The 20205-nt window shown below is 63.3% G+C and carries 7 protein-coding genes; 6 read left to right on the plus strand and 1 reads right to left on the minus strand.

What is annotated here, in order from left to right; translation table 11 throughout:
- Positions 1-361: 361 nt before the first annotated feature.
- Positions 362-7303 carry a pectinesterase family protein gene (locus CMV30_RS06945; protein WP_175414762.1) on the minus strand — a complete coding sequence of 2314 codons (6942 nt, stop codon included), beginning with the start codon at positions 7301-7303 and terminating at the stop codon, positions 362-364.
- A gap of 195 nt (positions 7304-7498) precedes the next feature.
- Between CMV30_RS06945 and CMV30_RS06950 the strand changes: the two genes are divergently transcribed.
- The 6 genes from CMV30_RS06950 (at position 7499) to CMV30_RS06975 (ending at position 20032) form a co-directional block, all read left to right on the plus strand.
- Positions 7499-8551, plus strand: coding sequence for a LacI family DNA-binding transcriptional regulator (locus CMV30_RS06950; RefSeq protein WP_096055343.1), 1053 nt, complete (start codon positions 7499-7501; stop codon positions 8549-8551).
- A gap of 170 nt (positions 8552-8721) precedes the next feature.
- Complete coding sequence (locus tag CMV30_RS06955) at positions 8722-10092, plus strand: MFS transporter (protein ID WP_096057659.1); 1371 nt, start codon at positions 8722-8724, stop codon at positions 10090-10092.
- 109 nt (positions 10093-10201) lie between these two features.
- Positions 10202-13381, plus strand: coding sequence for a glycosyl hydrolase family 95 catalytic domain-containing protein (locus tag CMV30_RS06960; RefSeq protein WP_096055344.1), 3180 nt, complete (start codon positions 10202-10204; stop codon positions 13379-13381).
- Positions 13378-14358: a pectinesterase family protein gene (locus tag CMV30_RS06965; RefSeq protein WP_096055345.1), complete on the plus strand. Its 981-nt coding sequence runs from the start codon at positions 13378-13380 to the stop codon at positions 14356-14358. The genes CMV30_RS06960 and CMV30_RS06965 overlap by 4 nt, the downstream gene beginning before the upstream one ends.
- A 24-nt stretch (positions 14359-14382) precedes the next feature.
- A complete protein-coding gene (locus CMV30_RS06970) occupies positions 14383-15993 on the plus strand; it encodes a glycoside hydrolase family 43 protein (protein ID WP_096055346.1) in 1611 nt (536 codons plus the stop codon).
- A gap of 340 nt (positions 15994-16333) precedes the next feature.
- A complete protein-coding gene (locus CMV30_RS06975) occupies positions 16334-20032 on the plus strand; it encodes a TonB-dependent receptor (protein ID WP_096055347.1) in 3699 nt (1232 codons plus the stop codon).
- The last annotated feature ends 173 nt before the right edge of the window (positions 20033-20205 follow it).

Raw genomic sequence — 20205 nt, forward strand, 5'->3', positions numbered from 1 at the left:
AGATGCAATACAGGACACAGGACGCTGCATCGATCGGGGTAACATTTACGAAATCAGCAGCACGACGCGGAAAGTCTAACCACGCGGCTGTTGACAGTCCTTCTGGCCCAAAAACCCGGCGTGTTCTCACGCACGCCGGGTTCACCTGATAACTAACCTGACAACTAACCAATGCCGGCACTCGAAAGTGCCGAAGCGGGCGAACGCGCGCTGGCGCATTCAAAATCTGGAAACGGGAGCATCGGGGATGGGCGGCAACCAAAACAAAGGACGCCTCCACCCGATGGGCCGCACCGCCCATCGAGGCGACATCCCTGGCGTGCGCATCGTTGCATGAGCCGCTCCGGCATGGCCCGGCCGCTCACGTGGACGCTCCGCGTGATGCCCTCCGTGAAAATCCCCGGCGCGCCACCGCGAGCAGCGCCAGCGCGCTGACGAACCAGAGCGAGGGCGAGCCGCCGCCACCACCGCCCGATGGCGGCGTGGTCGACGGCACAGCGTTCACCGTGAGCGTCGCCGCGTTGCTGGTCACCGAACCGCCGTCGTTGGTGACGACCACGGTGTATTGGCCCGCGTCCGCCGCGGCGGTGGCGGCGATGCTGTAGCTCGCCGAGGTCGCGCCAGTGATGCTCACACCGCCCTTGCGCCACTGGTACGTCGGCGCAGGGCTGCCAGTCGCGACAACCGAGAACGACGCAGAAGCCCCCGCCGTCACTGTGACGTTAGCGGGCTGAGTCGTGATCGACGGCGCGATCAGCGGATCGAGCGTCGTGACACGCGGGGCGCTGATCACCGTCTCACCATTGGCCAGTGTGATCGCCACCGTGTACGTGCCCGTGTTCGCCTGGCCCATGCTCGGGATTTCGTATGTCGCGGACGTCGCTCCCGTGATGAGGAAATTATTCACGCGCCATTGGTAGGACGCCGCCGTGAATCCGGTGAACGATGCCGTGAGACTGAAAAAGGAACCCGCCGAGGGCTGCCAGGTTGTGACGCCACCGGCTCCGCTGCCCGGAGGCAACGGAAGCGAATCGCGCGGGCTGGTGATCGTCGCGGTCAGCGCTGCGGGAGAAACCGAGTTCAAGCCCGCGATGTTTCCGGCGTGCGCCAGCACGAGCGTCTTCACATCGAGGCCCGCCGTGCTGGTGACCGGCTGGAGTTTGTACGAGTACGCCGGGACGAACACCGCATCGGTGCCGGGATCGACGACCGTGCCTGTGATATTCACGTAGCGGTTGCCGATCGCACGGATGAGTCCGTTGGCGAGCAGGGCGTTGTTGTCGCTCTTCGCGAGTGGGCTGTTCACGTTTTCATACGTGTTATGCTCGGCGAAGAACTGCGCCATGTCTCGCGCCACGGAGGCATAGGAATTCCCCGGCGTGTTCCAGTAGTTGTTATAGAGATGGATGTGCCCGTTGGTGCTCGACGGCATGCGCTGGTCGCAGCGATCGGACCACCAGTTGTGATGCATCGTGATGCGCAGTGGCGCACCGGCCGAGATGACGGCGTCGGTGATGGGATCGCGGTTGAGCAGGCCGTCGGAGATCATCGTGAACCGGTGATCGAGCTGGGCTGCCGTGTAGTAGAACTCGCACCACGAGATCGTCACGAGGTCGGCGCCAAGACGCGTGTCGATCATGCCGTCCGCGCAATCGAAGAGCGTGCAGTGCGTGATGAAGACATTTCGCGCTCCCTCGATGGCGACAGCGTCACCGCCGTCGGTGTAGCGGCCGTCCGTGCCGAGGATCGTGCCCGGATTCGTGAGGTTGAGCCCGCGCAGGATCACATTCTCGACCCCGCTGCCGATGTTGATGTTGCCGATGATCGTGGCGTTGGCGTCGGCACCCTGGATCGTCTTGTTGGACTTCACGCGGATGTTGCCGCCCGAGCTGGAGAGATTGATCACACCCGAAACCGTGATCACCGCAGGGCTCGTGGATTCCGCCGCCGTCTTGAGCGCGGCCGCAGTCGTCACCGTGACCGGTGTAGCGGAGCCGCCACCCGTTGCGACATTCGCAAAGCCATCAGGCGCGGTGACCGCAAAGCCCGGCTGGCTGACCGTGAGCGTGACGGTGGAACTGGTCGCCGTGCCCGCGCCATTGGTGACGATCACGCGATAGCCGGCAGCATCGGCCCACTGTGCAGCGGTGATGTTGAGCGTGGCGGACATCGCGCCGGAAATGTTGGCGAAAGCGCCTGAGCTATTCGTCTGCCACTGGTACGTGAGCGGCGCATCGCCGGTGGCGACGACCGTGAACGACGCGGCGGCCCCGATGGCCGCCGACTGGCTGGCCGGTTGCGTGGTGATCGACGGCGGCACGGCGACCGGCGCAGTCGTGACGGTCAACGCGTGCGGCGTGCTCACCACGGAGTCCGGACGTCCGGAGAAACCACCCACGACTGTGTACACGCCGGCATTAGCCGACTGGGCGCTCGCGATGGTGTGAGTCGCTGACGTCGCGCCAGCGATGGCCTCGTTGTTGAAACGCCATTGATAAGAAACGTAGCCCGACGCCGTCAGCGTGATGCTGCCGCCGGTGGCGACAGAAGTGGCGCCCGTGATCGCGAGCGACTCGGCGGCGTGCGCGGCGGTGCCGGAGTTACCTGCGCCTGCGGTGACGAGCGTCTGGATGTCAGCGGTGCGATCGACGCGATAAGCATACGGCGGTGTGAAGACGGTGTCGTTGCTGGTTGCCTGCAAGCCCGTGCAGTTCGTGAAGACGTTGCCGATCGTCTTGAGCGTCGCGCTGCCTTCCTTGGCGAGCGGGTCTTTCACGCTGCTGTACACGTTATACTCGCTCAGCATCTGCGCGATGTTACGCGAGGTGGAGCAGTAGTCGTTGCCGGTGCAGCTCCAGTAATTGTTGAACATGTGGGCACCGCCGAAACGGCAGGCGAGCATGCGCTGTTTGCAGCCCGGGCCCCACCAGTTGTGATGCCAGGTCGTGCGATACGGGCTGGTCGCGACATCGGTGTCGGAGGAGCCGATGAGGTTGGAGAAATTATGCGTGGTGTTGCGCGTGTAGTAGAACTTGCACCACGAGACGGTGACGTTGTCCGAGCCATTGGTGACATCGAGATTGCCGTCGGTGCAGTCGAAGAACGTGCATTTGGTGATAAGAACATTCGTCGAGCCCGAGCCGACGGTGAGCCCGTCGTTGCTGGCGCGTCCGCCGGTACGGGCAGTGACATTGAGGTTGGCTACGATGACGTTCGTGACTCCGCTGACTGCCAGACTGCCGATGATCGTGGCACCGGTGTCAGCACCGCGGATCGTCTTGTTGGATTTCACGTTGATGCGTCCGTTCGTGCCGAGGTCGATGACGCCAGAAACGGTGATAACCGCAGCAGAAGTCGATTCGGCGGCGCTCCTCAATTCGGCAGCTGTGGTGACGACGACCGGCGTCAGCGAGCCGCCGCCCGTGACGGAAGCGGCAAAGCCATCAAACGTGAGCGCGCCGACCGGAGCGGCGTTGACGATGAAGGCGACGGTGTTGCTCGCCGTGGTGCCGTTGCTGTCGGTGACGAGTACGCGGTAGTTACCCGCATTGATGACTTGGGCGTGAACAAAACTGAGCGTGGCCGTGGCGATGCCGGAGAGATCGGTGACGATCGCGGGATCGTTTTCGGCGAAGAGATACGGGACGTTGGTGAACACGCCGCCGATTTCCTTTTGCCACTGATAGGTCAGCGTGCCGGTGCCGGTCGCAGCCACGGTGAAGTTGACTGCGGTACCAACTGTGACGGTTTGAGCGGATGGCTGCGCGGTGATCGCAGGGCCCGCGACCACGTTCACCGTAAGGACGGCGGCGTTGCTCGTGGCGGAACCTGCGCCGTTCGTCGCAACGACGGTGTAGCTGCCGGCGCTTCCGGTTGTTGCATTGGAGACGGTGTAGGCAGCAGCGACCGCGCCGGGGATGTCCGTGCCGTCTTTTTTCCACTGATACGTCGGCGAGCCGGAGGCGGCGGCGGTGAACGTGACGGAAGCTCCGGTGTTGATCGTCTGAGCCGTGGGATGCGTAGAGAACACAGGCGCGACGTTCGGAGCCGTGGGCAGCCAGCCGTTAAGCGCGAAGTATGGATGCCCGAAGATCGCGGCCAGCGTGTAGTCGGCCGGGTTAACGGTGACGGGCTGGCGATTGATTATGCCATTAGGCGCGGCGAGGAGCGCATCCGTGGGCGACATCGAGCTGCTCGTATAATCAGGATCGAAGGTGTTAACCCAATAGCCGCCTGCGGCGAGACGTTGGGCGGCGGTCGGGGCTGGGCCGCCCGCGATCAGCGTGTTTCCATATTCGCGGGCACGCATGGTGTTTTCGCGTCCATCCCATTCGCCCCAACCTTTTGTCGTAATGTGCGTGTCGAGCTGGCTGTTGATGATGGCGACATGACCATCCTGGCGCCACGGACGGCAGAAGGTGGTGGAGCCGGCGTTGACGTTGTACGGATAACCGTTGGCGACGAGCGCGCGCGGGAAACGGCAGTTGAGAAACACCTCACCGTAGGGCTGTGCGTACGGCGTGCTCGGAGCGCAGATGGGGCCGCCAGTGTCGCGGATTTGCACTATGTCGCAGCTGTCGAAGACCGCGAGCGCGTCGCCGTAGATGAAGTCCACGCTGCCCCAGATCTCGCAATTCTTGAAGTAGCCGATGCCGGAAATCGTGTAGAGCGTGTCCTGCCCGCCCTTCATCAGGACGTTGTCGAAAACGAGGCGAAGACCGGTGGAGGCAACCGTCTGCACAGGGCCGGCGAAAGCGGGCGCACCGGGATTGGAACCGCCTGCGAGGCTCGGGACCGCAAGATAGACTTCGTTATCGAAGGTGAGGTTGCGCACGGTGACGTCGTTGGTGTCGATGCGCAGTCCGCCGAGTCCGCGGGCTCCGGCGCCATAAACTTCGTTGCCGTAGTGATAAATGATTTTTGCATCGGTCCGGCTGGGACCGGTGCCCACGAGCGTGACGAAATGGCGGTTTTGGGCGAAGTACGCAGTGTCACGGTAGAGGCCGGGTTGCACGCGGATCGTGCGCGGGAGCGTGTTGTTCTGTGGTACCCAATCGATGGCTCCCTGCAGCGTGGCAAAATCGCCCGTGTTAGCCGCGCTCACCGTGATCTCGGTCGGGCCAGTTGACGCGGTGGGCGTCGCCGGACCGGAAGCCTTCGTGGAAAACCGCCACGCCGTCGCGCTGGTGATGGCGGGCACCGAGGCGTTGCTCGAATCGAGCAGGAATCCCGCATCCATCGTCACGTAGTACGTTTTCCCGTACGCAAGGCGCTGCGCGGCCGGCAGCGTGATCCAGACTTCGTTCCCGTAGATCGCAGCCGGGAGGTAATACATCTGTTTTCCCTGCAACGTCTGGATCTTGGAGTTCACGATCGTCGCGCTGAAGAGCGTGAATGAAACGAACTCGGAAAGATCCACCGTCGTCACAACCGCGTCGTTGGAGGCGTCGTGAACCCGGAATTGGCCCGAGCGCCCCAACTTGGGCGCGGACGGAAAAACGAGGCGGAGCTGCTGGTCGATCGCGATCCCGGTGGCGTTGTTTCCCGGCGCAAAGGTGGCAACCTGTGTGCTCGGCACGCCGGCATAGACGATCGAGCTGGTGACGGAGCCAGCCGAATTGGATGCCGTGAGCGCATAATATCCTGACTGCGCCGCAGAAAATCCCGTGACCTGCAGCGCGGCCGAGGTCGCGCCGCTGATGCCAGAGCCATTCGTCACAACAACGCCATCGCGTTTCCAAACGTACGTGGTCGCTTCCGGAGCACCCACGCCCGCATCGACACCTACCGTCAGCGTCGCCGTCGATCCCACCGCCACCACGGCGCCCGATGGCTGGGCCGTGATGACCGGCGCGACGATCAGCGAGACGGCGTCGCTGGTCACCGTGGTCACGGAATTCTGCACACGAACGCGGTAGAAACCGGCGTCAGCCACGGTCACGCCCGTCAACGCCAGCGTGGCGCTGTTACTCGCGGGAATATCGGCGAACCCGGTCGTCGCGCCCGTAGTGCTCTTCTGCCACGTGTAGGTCAGCGGGCTGGTGCCATTCGCGCTGACTGAAAAACTCGCGTTCCCACCCGTCAGCGCGGTCCGCGCCACCGGTTGAGTCAGGATCGAAGGCGCCACCGCTCCAGATGTGACCGTGAGAACGGTCGCGGAGCTGATCGCATCGCCGCCGTAATTAGTGACGACCACGTCATAGTTGCCCGCATCGCCATTCTGTAGATTGGACAGCGTGAGCGATGCCGTCGCAGCCGAAGGATTGGAGACCGCGTTGATCGCCACTCCGCCTTTTCGCCATTGATACGTGACGACGTCCGACGCGTTGAAGCCGCTCGCCGCCACGTTGAGCGTCACGCCATCGCCGACCGTGCCCGATGCATTCGCAGAAGGCTGGGTGGTGATCGTCGCTTTCGGATAGGGGATCAGCTGGAGCCCGTTGGGAAAACCGTTGTTGTTGGCGTTCCTGGAGGCGCGGATCTCGATCTTCCCGGCGGAGTCCACTTTCGCATGGAGGACGCTCCACGTGGTATTCGCATTCGCACCACCGGCAGCGTTGGATGCGACTTCGAGCGGAGCCGGCGTGCTCGGCGACAACGCGCCTGCATTCAGGACAAAAATGCTCGGGGTCGCGTTAGCCGCAGGATTGGTTTCAAACCACTTCGCGCCCACGGCGTTTCCGTCCACCAGCGTGAAACGCGCGCCTTGGTTGACGGCATTCGTGGAGGCGTACCCATAGACGACGTAATGGGCGTTCACCGGCAGTCCGGAGAAGACGAACCCGATACGGTTTCCGCCCTCAAAGATGCGCCAGCAAGTGCCCATCAATCCCGAAGGTGTGGCAGAGGCCACATTGACCAGACGCGGCACTTCACGGGTGTTGGTGGCCGTCGCCGCGTCATCAAGGATGGCTGAAGCGGTCAGCGTAACGCCCGACGCGGAACCGTCCGGCTGGGTCAGCGCGATGTTGTTGGCCGTGATCAGCGCGACCACCGCGCCCTGAGTCAGCCCGAGCGACTGTGGCTTGATCTGATCGTTGGCGTGCGGACTGAGGATGTTATTCCACGTCTCGCCGGCATAAGGAGCGGCCGCACCGTAAATCCACCCGCTGCCAGGCGCGGCGATGGTGAACGTGGCTGCGCTCGTGGGCGTCACCCCGGCTGTCGAAGCCTGCGTGGTGGACAGGTTCACGAACACCGCAGGATTCTGCGCGAATGCGGACGATGCAGCAGCTATGCCTGCGGTCGCCCACGCGAGCGCGCGGCACAGCGGACGAAAGGAGAAGACGGGGCGGGGATTCATAAAATCGAAGCGGGGATGAAAACGGAGCGCGGGAGGGAACGTCGCGCGGATGGGTGGGGTGGCCGCGGGACCGGAGCAGGTGCGTGAAGGACGAAAAAAGAATTCCGTTCGCAAATGACCCCGCGCGCTCATCGTTGACCGTCCGCATCAACCCACTCGACTTTTTCGATACGCCCGCGCTCTCATCCCTCCACCGTGCCCCCCAAAGCCACCCTGAATGACGTCGCCAAGCGCGCCGGAGTCCATCGCTCCACTGTCTCGCTCGCTCTCCGCGACCATCCCCGCATCTCCGAGCCCGTGCGCCTGCGCATCCAGGGCATCGCAAAGAAAATCGGCTACCGCATCAACCCGCTCGTCGCCGCCCTCATGCAGGCGCGCCGCACCAAACGCGCCGAGAAACACGTCGTCCTCGCCTACGTCACCAACCACCCCACCCGCTTCGGCTGGCGCCCGCCGCACCACAACCGCCCCGATTATTTTCCCGGTGCCACCGCGCGCGCTCGGGATTTCGGATACAAGATCGAGCACTTCTGGCTCGCCGAGCCCGGTATGAATCCCGAGCGCTTCGCCAGCATCCTCACCGCGCGCAACATCAACGGCCTCATCATCGGCCGCCTGCCTCCCGGCTGCCACCAGCTCGAGCTTCCCTGGGAACGGTTCTCCTGCGTCGCCCTCGGCCTCACCCTCCACGCTCCCCGGCTCCACCACGTCACCGAGAACCACTACTCCTCCGCCAAGCAGTCGATGACCCACTGCATCGCCCGCGGATACCGGCGCATCGGCTTCGTCTTCTCCGAGGCCAACGACAGCCCCCGCGTCGGCGAACGCTGGCTCGGCGCCTACCTCCACGAACAGCTCCGCCTCGAACCCGCCGACCGTATCACGCCCTTCCTGTTCAAAGACGACGCCGACAACGCCGCCATCTTCCGCGAATGGTTCCGCCATAACCAGCCCGACGCCCTCCTCGTCACCCACGCCCCGCCCGTTATCGAGTGGCTCAAACCTCTCGGCAAAACCGTCCCGCGCGATGTCGGCCTCGTCGCCCTCGTCAACGACCACCCCGAGCAAAACTACGCCGGCGTCCACTACGACCCCGCCAAGCTCGGTGCCCTCGGCATCGAGATGCTCATCGGCCTCCTCCACCGCGACGACACCGGCATTCCCTCCGATCAACACGAGGTCCTGCTCACCGGCGAATGGCTCGAAGGCCGCACCCTCCGCCCCGCAGCCGCGCCCGCCGCTCCCTGAACCTGCTCAACAACGCGCGCAGCCGCCCCATTGTCCCGCCCCAGCCGCCGCCCGCACTTTTCCCGCCCTGTCAGCGCAGGAAACCGCCACCCCGCAGCCACACACCCGCGCCTCTGACGCTCCCGCCCGCCCGCAACCGTCTTCTCACACGCCCGCTCCGTATCCCGCTCATGGTTACCACCGATTACAGCCTGCCCCGCCCCAAACAACACAACTTCCGCTGGGCCATCTGCACGCTCCTCTTCTTCGCGATCTTCATCAACTACCTCGACCGGCAGATCCTCGGCATCCTCAAGAAGCCGCTGAGCGAAACCCTCGGCTGGTCCGAGCGCGACTACGGCTGGATCACCGCCGCCTTCTCCTTCGCCTACGCCTTCGGCTACCTCTTCGGCGGACGCTTTATGGACCGCGTCGGCGTGCGCTACGGCATGCCGCTTATCGTCGCCCTCTGGAGCACCGCCGCCGCCGCCCACGGCTTCTGCGCCTACCTCGACATCGGCAAGGGATTCACCCTCGACTACCCGTGGTTCTCCTGGGCCGAAAAAGGCTTCATCGTCGCCACGCTCACGCTCCCCATGACCGCCGCCGGCTTCATGCTCTCGCGCATCGCCCTCGGCCTCACCCAAGGCGGCGTCTTTCCCGGCTCCATCAAAACCGTCGCCGAGTGGTTCCCCATCAAAGAGCGCGCCCTCGCCACCGGCCTCTTCAACGCCGGCTCCAACATCGGCGCGGTCATCTGCCTCCTCTTCGTCCCCACCCTCTACGAAAAACTCGGTTGGGAAAAAACCTTCTACGTCACCGCCGCCACCGGCTTCGTCTGGCTCATTGCCTGGTGGTTCCTCTACGAATCCCCCGACCGCCAGAAACGCCTCAACCCCGTCGAACTCTCTTACATCCGCCGTGGCCAGCCCCCGATCGAGGTCGCCCCGCCCCGCGTACCCTGGATTTCACTACTCCGCTACCGCCCGGTCTGGGCCTACATCATCGCCGGCATCCTCGCCGGCCCCGCGTGGGGCGTTTATCAATCCTTCATGCCCGACTTCCTGGGCAAACGTTTCAACCTCACCCTCCAGCAGACCGGTAACTGGTCCGCCCTCTTCTTCGCCATCGCCGTCATCGGCGGCGTCGCCGGCGGCTGGCTCGCCGGCAAACTCCTCGAACGCGGCTGGACCGTGAACGCCGCCCGCAAAGTCTCCCTGCTCGTCTGCGCCCTCAGCGTCGTCCCCGTTTTCCTCGCCCCGTTCGTCGATAACATCCTCCTCGTCGTCATCATCGTCGGCATCGCCGGCTCCGCCCACCAGGGCTGGTCCGCCAATCTCTTCAGCGTCGTCGGCGACACCATGCCGAAGGAAACCATCAGCTCCGTCGTCGGCCTCGGCGGTTTCGTCGCCTTCCTCGCCGGCGGTTTTGTCAACGGCATCACCGGCGAAATCCTCCAGAAAACCGGCAGCTACGTCCCCGTCTTCGGGTACATCTCCGGCATGTACCTGCTCTCCCTGCTCGCCATCCAGATCCTCGTCCCCCGCATCGAGCCAAAATAAAAACCGTCCGCCTTTTCCCGCGCTCGACGCATCCTTCCTCCTGCGAAATCGTCCCGCCTTGGACTCGCCGATCCCCGGCCCTTCTCAGGTCCCTCAGCCCTTGCATCGCATGAAAAAACTCACCGCCTTCCTCGCCCTCTTCGTCGCCTCCTGCTCCGCGCTCTTCGCCGAGTTCCGCGCCGACATCCAGTACGGCGAAGCCGCCGGTGAAAAACTCCTGCTCGACGCCTATACGCCCGACTCCGACGGCCTTCACCCGATCGCCATCCTCATCCACGGCGGCGGCTGGGGCGCCGGCGACAAAGGCACGCCCAAAAACACCAACGGCGCCGACATCTCCTCCTGGTTCAAGCCGCTTTCCGACGCCAACTTCACCTGGTTCTCCATCAACTACCGCCTCGCCCCCGCCCACCGCTGGCCCGCGTGTATCGACGATGTCCACACCGCCATCCGCTGGGTCAAAGCCAACGCCGCCCAGTTCAAAGGCGACCCCTCCCGTATCGTCCTCTTCGGCCACTCCGCCGGCGGCCACCTCGCCTTCCTCGCCGCGATCAACCCCTCGGCCGACACCAAAGTCCAGGCCGCCGTCGGCTACGCCCCCGTCACCGATTTCGAGCAAGAACTCCCCACCCGCGGCGGCATCAGCCCCTCGCTGAAAAATCTCCACAACATCCCCGCCGAGATCACCCCCGCCGCGCTCAAAATCCTCCGCGACACCGCCCCCATCAATTTCATCCAGCCCAAAGCCGGACACCCGCCCTTCCTCATTCTCCACGGCGACCAGGACAAAACCGTCCCGCTTCAACAGTCGCTCAACTTCCAAGCCCGCCTCCGCGCCAACAACGTCCCATCCGACGTCATCATCCTCCCCGGCGCCCAACACCGCCTCGTCGACTGGGCCAAATACGACCCCGATCACTTCCCCAAAATGATCGCGTGGGTCCGTGAGAAACTCGGCGTCACGCAACCCTCTGAAAAGTCCGTGCCGCGCCTCACGGCAATGTCTCCCAAAGTAGAAAACTTCCTCAAAAAGGAGGTTCCGTTAGAGCTCTGGTACACCAAACCCGCCTCCCACTGGAACGAAGCCCTCCCCATCGGTAACGGCCGCCTCGGTGCCATGGTCTTCGGCGGTCTCACCGAAGAACGCCTCCAGCTCAACGAAGACTCCCTTTGGTCTGGCAAACCCCACGCCTACCAAAACGAAGGCGCCGCCAAATTCCTTCCCGAACTCCGCCGCCTCCTCGCCGAGGGAAAACAGAAGGAAGCCGAAGACCTCGCCACCCGCGAATTCATGAGCGAGCCGCTCCGCCAGGAAAACTACCAGCCCCTCGCCGACCTCCTCCTCCACTTTCCCGCCAGTCACGCAACCGCGACCAACTACCATCGCGAACTCGATCTCGACGCCGCCCTCTCGACCGTCAGCTACCGCGTCGGCGACGTCGGCTTTACACGGACCGCCTTCGCCACTCGCCCACACCAGGCCATCGTCCAAAAACTGACCGCCGATAAACCGGGCCAGCTCACCTTCACCGCCCGCCTCCCCAGCGCGCACGCAGGCACTCACGGCCGCGTCCTCGATCCGAATACGCTCCTCCTCACCGGCCAGGTCAAAAACGACGGCACCCGCTTCAACGTCGTCGTCCGTGTTCTCGCCCAAGGCGGCAAGGTCAACGCCACCACCGCCGGAATTACCGTCGAAGGCGCCGACTCCGCCATGGTTTTCGTAACCGCCGCCACAAGCTTCAAAAATTTCCAAGACATCTCTGGCGACTCTGAAACTCCCGCCGTCGGAGAAATGAAAGGCACTTCGGCTAGCTCCTACGAAGAGCTTCTTGACGCTCACCAAGCCGACCACCGCGCCCTCTTCCGCCGCGTCTCACTCGACCTCGGCAGTTCGCCCGTCGCCGCACTTCCAACCGACGAACGCATCAAAGCCGCCGATAAATCCAGCGACCCCGCGCTCATCACCCTCGCCTTCCAATATGGCCGCTACCTCCTCATCGCCAGCAGCCGCATCGGCGATCAACCCGCGAATCTCCAGGGCATCTGGAACGACCTCACCACGCCTCCATGGGGCTCCAAGTACACGGTGAACATCAACACCGAGATGAACTACTGGCCCGCCGAAGTCGCCAATCTCTCGGAAACCACCGCGCCCCTCTTTTCGATGATCGATGACCTCGTCATCAGCGGCAAAGAAACCGCCCGCGCCCACTACGGCGCTCGCGGCTGGGTTCTCCACCACAACACCGATCTCTGGCGCGGCACCGCTCCGATCAACGCCTCCAACCACGGCATCTGGCCCGTCGGCGGCGCCTGGCTCACCCAGCACCTCTGGGAACACTATCAATTCTCCGGCGACAAAGACTTCCTCGCCAAACGCGCGTACCCGGTTCTCAAGGACGCCGCCCTCTTCTTCGTCGATTACCTCGTGAAAGACGAAAAAACCGGCTGGCTCGTCAGCGGCCCATCCAACTCTCCTGAGCACGGCGGCCTCGTCATGGGACCGACCATGGATCACCAGATCATCCGCGAACTTTTCGCCAACACCGCCGCCGCCGCCAAGATCCTCGGCCTCGACGCCGACTTCGCCACCCAGCTCGAAAAGATGCGCACCGAGATCGCGCCCAACCAGATCGGCAAACACGGCCAGCTTCAGGAATGGATGCAGGATCTCGACGATCCTAAAGATACTCATCGCCACATCTCTCACCTCTGGGGCGTGTTTCCCGGCAGCGAGATCAACTCGCAAACTCCAGAGCTCTTCAAAGCCGCGCAGCAATCACTCCGCTTCCGTGGCGACGACGGCACCGGCTGGTCCCTCGGCTGGAAGATCGCCTTCTGGGCCCGCTTCCTCGACGGAGACCACTCCCGCACGATGATCTTTCAGCAGCTCCGTTACGTTCCCGCCTTCACCGAGGGCAACAAGAGCCCCGGCGGTACGTATCCGAACCTCTTCGACGCCCACCCGCCTTTCCAGATCGACGGCAACTTCGCCCTCACTGCCGGCGTCTGCGAAATGCTTCTCCAAAGCCACCTCGGCGAAATCCACCTCCTCCCCGCGCTCCCCTCCGCCTGGAAAGACGGCTCAGTCTCCGGCCTCCGCGCCCGCGGCGGCTTTGAGCTCAGCTTCTCGTGGAAGGACGGCAAACTCGCCTCCGCCGAAATCCGCTCGCTCCTCGGTAACCCGCTCCGCATCCGCACCGGCGACAAGACCGCCGAGTTCACGCCCGCAAAAGACGACACGCTCCGCCTCGACGCGAACCTCAAACCCGTCGCCGCCAAATGAGCCGCCTCGCCCGCATCGCCTTCGCGCTCGCTCTCACGTTTGCCGGCTTCATTTCCGCGACACGCGCCGCAACCGCCAACGCCATCGTCGCCGCCGACGGCTCCGCCGAATTCAAAACCGTCCAGGCCGCCATCAACGCCGCGCCCCAAGTTACCTCGCGCGACCAGCCGTGGGTCATCCTCGTCAAACCCGGCACCTACCGCGAAATCGTCTACATCCAGCGCGAGAAGCGTCACATCCACCTCGTCGGTGAAGACGCCGCCACCACAATCATCACTCACCAACTCAACGCCTCCGCCATCGGTCCAGACGGCGAAAAAATCGGCACCTTCCGCACACCCACGGTGCAAATCGACGCCGACGACTTCACCGTCGAAAACCTCACCCTCGAAAACACCGCTGGCCCCACCGGCCAGGCCCTCGCCCTCCGCGTCGATGGCGACCGCGTCGTCTTCCGCCACTGCCGCTTCCTCGGCTGGCAGGACACCATCTTCATCAACCGCGGCCGCCAGTATTTCGAAAATTGCTACATCGCCGGCGCGACCGATTTCATCTTCGGCGGCGCCACCGCGTGGTTTGAAGCCTGCGAACTCCACATCGCTGGCAACGGCTACATCACTGCCGCCTCGACTCCACCCGAAGCCGCCTACGGCTACGTCTTCAACCGCTGTCGCATCACCGCCGCCAAGCCCGACCTCAAAACCTTCCTCGGCCGCCCCTGGCGCGCGCACGCCTCGACCATTTTTCTCCACACCGAAATGGCCTCCGTCGTACGCTCCGAAGGCTGGCACAACTGGGGCAAATCCGAGCGTGAACAAACCGTCCGCTACGCCGAATTCGCCAGCACCGGCCCCGGCGCCGCCCCCGACAAACGCGTCGCCTGGGCAAAACCACTGACCGAAAAACAAGCCGCCGAAATCACAGCGGAAACCGTCCTCGGCGGTGTTGATCACTGGCGGCCGATCGCCCGTCGCTGAACGATCCCCCTTTCATAACTCATCATGACCGACCTCGCACTTTCCCGCGGACACGAAGCCCCGCAAACACCTCCGGCCCCGGCCGCCCCGCGCGCCCCCTGGACCGCCGACTGTGGCGATGGTCACTACCGCAACCCGGTCCTCTTCGCCGACTACTCCGACCCCGACGTCGTCCGCGTCGGCGACGACTACTGGATGACCTCCTCCAGTTTCTGCCACGCCCCTGGCCTCCCGATTCTCCACTCCCGAGATCTCGTCAACTGGACCCTCGTCAACCACGCTCTGCCGCACCTCGTCCCCGCCGACCACTTCGCCACTCCCCGGCACGGCGAAGGCGTCTGGGCACCCTGCATCCGCCACCACGCCGGCAAATTCTGGATCTTCTACCCCGACCCCGACTTCGGCCTCTATTTCATCACCGCCACCGATCCGCGCGGTCAATGGTCCACGCCCCAGCTCATCAAAGGCGGCAAAGGCCTCATCGACCCCTCGCCCCTCTGGGACGACAACGGCGACGCCTACCTCGTCCACGGCTGGGCCAAAAGCCGCGCCGGCGTCTGCAACCGCCTCACCGTCCACCGCATCGACCCCGTCACCGCCCGTATCCTCGACGCGGGCACAGTCGTCATCGACGGCGACCAGATGCCCGGCTGGAAAACCATCGAAGGCCCCAAGTTCTATAAACGAAACGGCTGGTACTTCATCTTCGCCCCCGCCGGCGGCGTCGCCGAAGGCTACCAAGCCGTCTTCCGCTCGCGCGACATCTTCGGCCCCTACGAAAGCCGCGTCGTCCTCGCCCAAGGCGCGAGCTCCGTCAACGGCCCGCACCAAGGTGCCTGGGTCGATACGCCCTCCGGCGAACACTGGTTCTTCCATTTTCAAGAACTCCCCGCCTCTGGCCGCGTCGTCCACATGCAACCCATGAGCTGGCGCGACGACGACTGGCCCGCGATGGGTGTCAACCGCGACGCCTCCGGCAAAGGCGAGCCGTCCCTCCGCCACGCCAAACCCGCGCTCCCGCCTCAACCCATCGCCGAGCCCGCCACTTCCGACGATTTTTCCGCGCCCACCCTCGGCCACCAATGGCAATGGCAGGGCACACCCCGTCCCGCCTGGCACTCCCTCACCGCCCGCCCCGGCGCGCTCCGCCTCTTCTGCCAGTCTGCCATCGCGCCCAACCACTGGCACACGCCGCATCTGCTCATGCAGAAATTCCCGGCCCCCGCCTTCACCGCGACCACCACACTCGATTTCTCCGCCTCCCGCGACGGCGACACCGCCGGCCTCATCGTCTTCGGCTACGACTACGCCTGGTTCGGCCTCCGCAAAACCCCGGAAGGCCTCAAACTCGTCGTCGCCTCCTGCTCCGGCGCGCGCGACGGCACCGGCGAAACCGAAACCACCGTCACTTCCGCGTCCTCCGAAAAAATCCACCTCCGCGTCCGCATCGAAACCGGCGCGACCTGCACCTTCAGCCACAGCCAGGACGGAAACGTTTTCACGCCAGTCGTCCTCCACTTCACCGCCACCTCCAGCAAATGGGTCGGCGCCAAAGTCGGCCTCTTCGCCAGCACCGCCGCACCATCCCCCGCACCCGGCCACGCCGATTTCTCCAGCTTCCGGGTCACCGCCTGAGTCAGCCGTCACAAAATCAAGCCCTCGTTTGTCCTTAAAATTGAGGACAAGACGGCCCCGTGTTCCGGCGCTAGGATAGTCGGGTCTGCTTCCATCCCCGCCCCGTCCACGCCCGTTATACCCATCCTTGGCCGTGCCATACCCGCCCGCCGACGCCCCGTTCGCGCAACGATGCGCGCATTGCCGTCTTTGAACCACTTTCCCTGAGCCCCCAACAAATCCGTCAGACCCCGCTTCGCCCCCTTTTCTCCGCCGACCCTGCCGGCGCCATTTCCCCAATCCCCCGCTCATTCCAGCCCGTGGCTACCGCCATCGGGCTACTGGCGTCCCCTTTCCCCGCATGACCCTAACCAAGAACACACCCCTCCGCCGCCTCCTCGCTGCCCAACTCGCAGCGTTGATCGCGACCTCCGCCTGGGCGCAAGTCGCCCCCGCTACCACCGAAGCCGTCCCCGCCCAACCACCGGCCCCGACGAAAAAAATCCCCGTCGAAACCAAAAAAATCGACGCCGATTCCGACACACCCTCCAGCGAGGACGAGACCATCATCCTTTCCCCCTTCGAAGTCGTTAGCGAAAACAAGGGCTACTTCGCCGCCAACACGATGTCCGGCACCCGCCTCAACTCGAAGATCGAGGATCTCGGCCAGCCCATCACCGTCATGACCAAGGAGCAGATGAGCGACTTCGCCATGCTCGATATCAACGACGTGTTCGATTACATGGCGGGCACCGAGGGTACCAACAGCTATTCCCAATTCACCACCGACCGCACCGGCGCCGTCGTCGATAACGTCAGCCTCAGCCCCAACACCGCCAACCGCGTCCGTGGCATCGGCAACGCCAACATCGCCTTCGGCAACATCGCCACCACCGGCCGCGTTCCCGTCGATCCCCTCTGGATGGACGCCCTCGAACTCAGCCGCGGCCCCAACGCCAACATCTTCGGCCTCGGCAACGCCGCCGGCACCGTCAACCAGGTGCCAGCCACCGCCAACCTCACCAAGAACTTCACCCGCACCGAACTGCGTGCCGACAGCTACGAAGGCTGGCGCGCCTCACTCGATGTGAACCGCGTGCTCATCAAAAACAAGCTGTCGGTCCGCGCGAGCTACGCTTACCAACACACGGGTTTCATTCGTAAGCCCGCCGAAGAAGACGCCAAACGCCTCAGCTTCCAGATCAAAGCCCAGCCCTTCAAGAGCACCACCATCTCCGCCTCTTACTACGGCTACAAAAACACCGCCGTCCGCCCCAACTACACGACCCCGCGCGATTATTACACCGATTGGGTCGAAGCCGGTAAGCCAGGCTGGAACCCAGCAACCGGCTACGTGACGCTTAACGGCCAACAACTCGGAGCTGGCAACCTTCCGAGCACCGGAAGCAATCCATACACCGCCGCCCCTTCGTACTTCACCGGCGGTTCAGAAAGTCGCTCCCCTTTCCTGATCGGCGCTCCCGGCGAACCCATTTATTGGCTCAGACCCGCCTATACTGCGGCTGGCTCGTTGGACCCATACGCCAATACATCCCTCCCCACGACACCCACCAGCAATCTGCCGTTGAGAATAGGCTTTTTGACCACCGGTCCGTCCGACACCTACACCGCCACGCAACAGCCGCTCTATAACTCCGTGGCTCGCCCCATCAGCGACAAATCGATCTACGATTGGACCAAGATCAACCTCGCCGGCAACAGCAAGGCCTGGGACGACGTCGATACCTACCTGATCCAGCTCGACCAGTTCGTCCTCAACACGGCGAAACACACCCTCGCGTTTCAGGGCGCATATATGCGCGAAGACGCCAAGCGCCTCGAGAACCAGCCCATGGGCCCGGCCAGCGTAAACAGCAACGTCGGCCAGCTTCAGGTCGACGTGAACACCCACTTCCTCGATGGCACTCCCAATCCTTACTTCGGCCGCCCTTATCTGCGTAGCAGCGAACCCTATCTGCGCGATAAACCCATGCTTTGGGATACCTACCGCGCCCAAGGTGCCTACCGCATCGACTTCTCTCAAGACCGAGGCTGGAGCAAGTGGCTCGGCACCCAGCAACTCCTCGGTTATTACGAATACAAAGATCAGCAGAACCGCACTTACAACTACCGGCACACTGCCGTGACCTTGGACAACGCTTGGCTGCAAAACTATGCCGCCCTCAACGCCCCGCTGGGACTCCAATCGAATGGCAATGCCCGGGCTCAGTATCTTGCTGTTGCCGTCCCTCCAAACATCGGAGCGTTACAAGTCGGCACCAACTACCCCCGTCTCAATGAACAATACTATGTCGGCAGCACGCCCGGCGGCGGTATCGAATACGCCCCCAATTATTTCCCCGAAGGCGCGAGAGTTCCTTACATCTGGGGCTCTCCCGGCGCGATGAATAGAGACGTTACCACCATCGGTTGGAGCCCCGTTTTCGGCGGCGGCCTCAACAACGTCAACACGCGCATCAAGACCATGGGCGGCGTGCTCCAGAGCACCTTCCTCGGTGGTAAACTCGTCGGCACTTATGGTCTCCGTGAAGACGAAGTGTTCGATCGCAACGCTCCGCTGGCTCTCCTCACCCCGGATCTTCGAGGCTTCGATTTCGGCGTGTCCAACCAATGGACCAGCGACTGGCGTAAAGCCGCAGGCAAAACGAAAACGCTCTCAGTCGTGGCTCGTCCCTTCCGCGATATCCCATTCCTCAAATCCCAAGTGAGCAACGGCAGTGGCGTCGGCAAATTCCTTTCTGAAGTGGTTACCAGCTTCAGCCCGACCTACAACAAATCGGATAACTTCATCGCCCAAGGTCCGGCTTACGACCTCTTCCTCAAAAAGCTCCCCAATCAAACCGGCACGAGCAAAGACATCGGGTTCTGGATCACCGCGCTCGATAACAAAATCTCCATTCGCTACACCTACTACGACACCAAGCAGCTCAACCTCCGCGACGGTGACATCTCGACGATGGCCCAGCGCATCCTGCGTTATGAAGGTTTCGTCTCGAACGACGCCTGGAACCTCAGAAAACAGGCCACCGCCTGGCTGAATAACGTCGGCACCGGCGGCACCGCCAGCGATACCCAAATCGCCGCTGCCATCAATATGCCTCTCGCGCAGTACCAAGGGTTGCAGACCATCGGCGCGAACGGCACCTATGCCGCGGTCAACGATGTGCAGGCCAAAGGCCACGAAGTGGAAATCAACTACAACCCCACCCGTCATTGGACGGTGAGCGCCTCGGTCACCAAGGGCGAATCGATCAACACATCCGCCGGTGCCGCTGTCGACGACTACATCGCCGCCCGCATGGCCACTTGGACCACCCTCGAGGACCCGCGCTACCGGCTCGTGAGCACCGCGCCGTCCGGCGCCAATACGATCGCAACATACAGCACCACGCTGACGGGAGGTACCTTCAACGTTACGTACTCGGACCCAACTCTGGTGATTCCTAACGGCCCCAATGGAAATCTCCTTTGGTGGCGCATTCTCGGCACACCCTTCAGCTCGGGAGCCACGAATGGCGGCTACAACGGCACCAACTCCGCCGCCTCGAACTTCGCGGGCAACGTGAATTCGCCGATGTCCGTGTTCCGCGCCTTGATCGGTCGCCCCCGCCCCCAAGTCCGCGAGTACAACGCCAAGTTCAACACCAAGCTCAACCTCGCCGCCATCAGCGACCAAAAGATCATCAAGAACATGGCCATCGGCGGCTCCGTACGCTACGCCAGCAAGGGATCCATCGGCTTCTACGGCAAAGGCTACACGGAAGGCATGAATCTCAGATCGCCCGCCAACCAGATCCTCGAGCTCGATACCAACCGCCCGATCTACTCCCCGGCTGAAACCTACGTCGATCTCTTCGTCTCTTATAACACGAAGCTGTTTAACGATAAGGTGAAGGCCCGCTTCCAGCTCAACGTAAAGAACGTCACAGAAGACGGTGGCGGCTTGCAAGCCACCCAAGCCTTCTTCGACGGCCAAACCGCCACCTACCGCATCATCGATCCGCGACAGTTCATCCTCTCCGCCAACTTCGAATTCTAACGCCCCAACGGTAGGGATAATGCTCCGCATTGTCCGCTCCTCCATCGCCGTCACTCGCAAGAGTGGCGGCGATTTCATTTTCACCCTCCGCCATGGAGGGACGACCTCCGTGTCGTCCATGATCGTCTGAACCCCTCCAACACGAATAACGATTGGTATCCCCGCCCCGCGTC

This window comes from Nibricoccus aquaticus, from assembly GCF_002310495.1.
Lineage (GTDB): Bacteria > Verrucomicrobiota > Verrucomicrobiia > Opitutales > Opitutaceae > Nibricoccus > Nibricoccus aquaticus.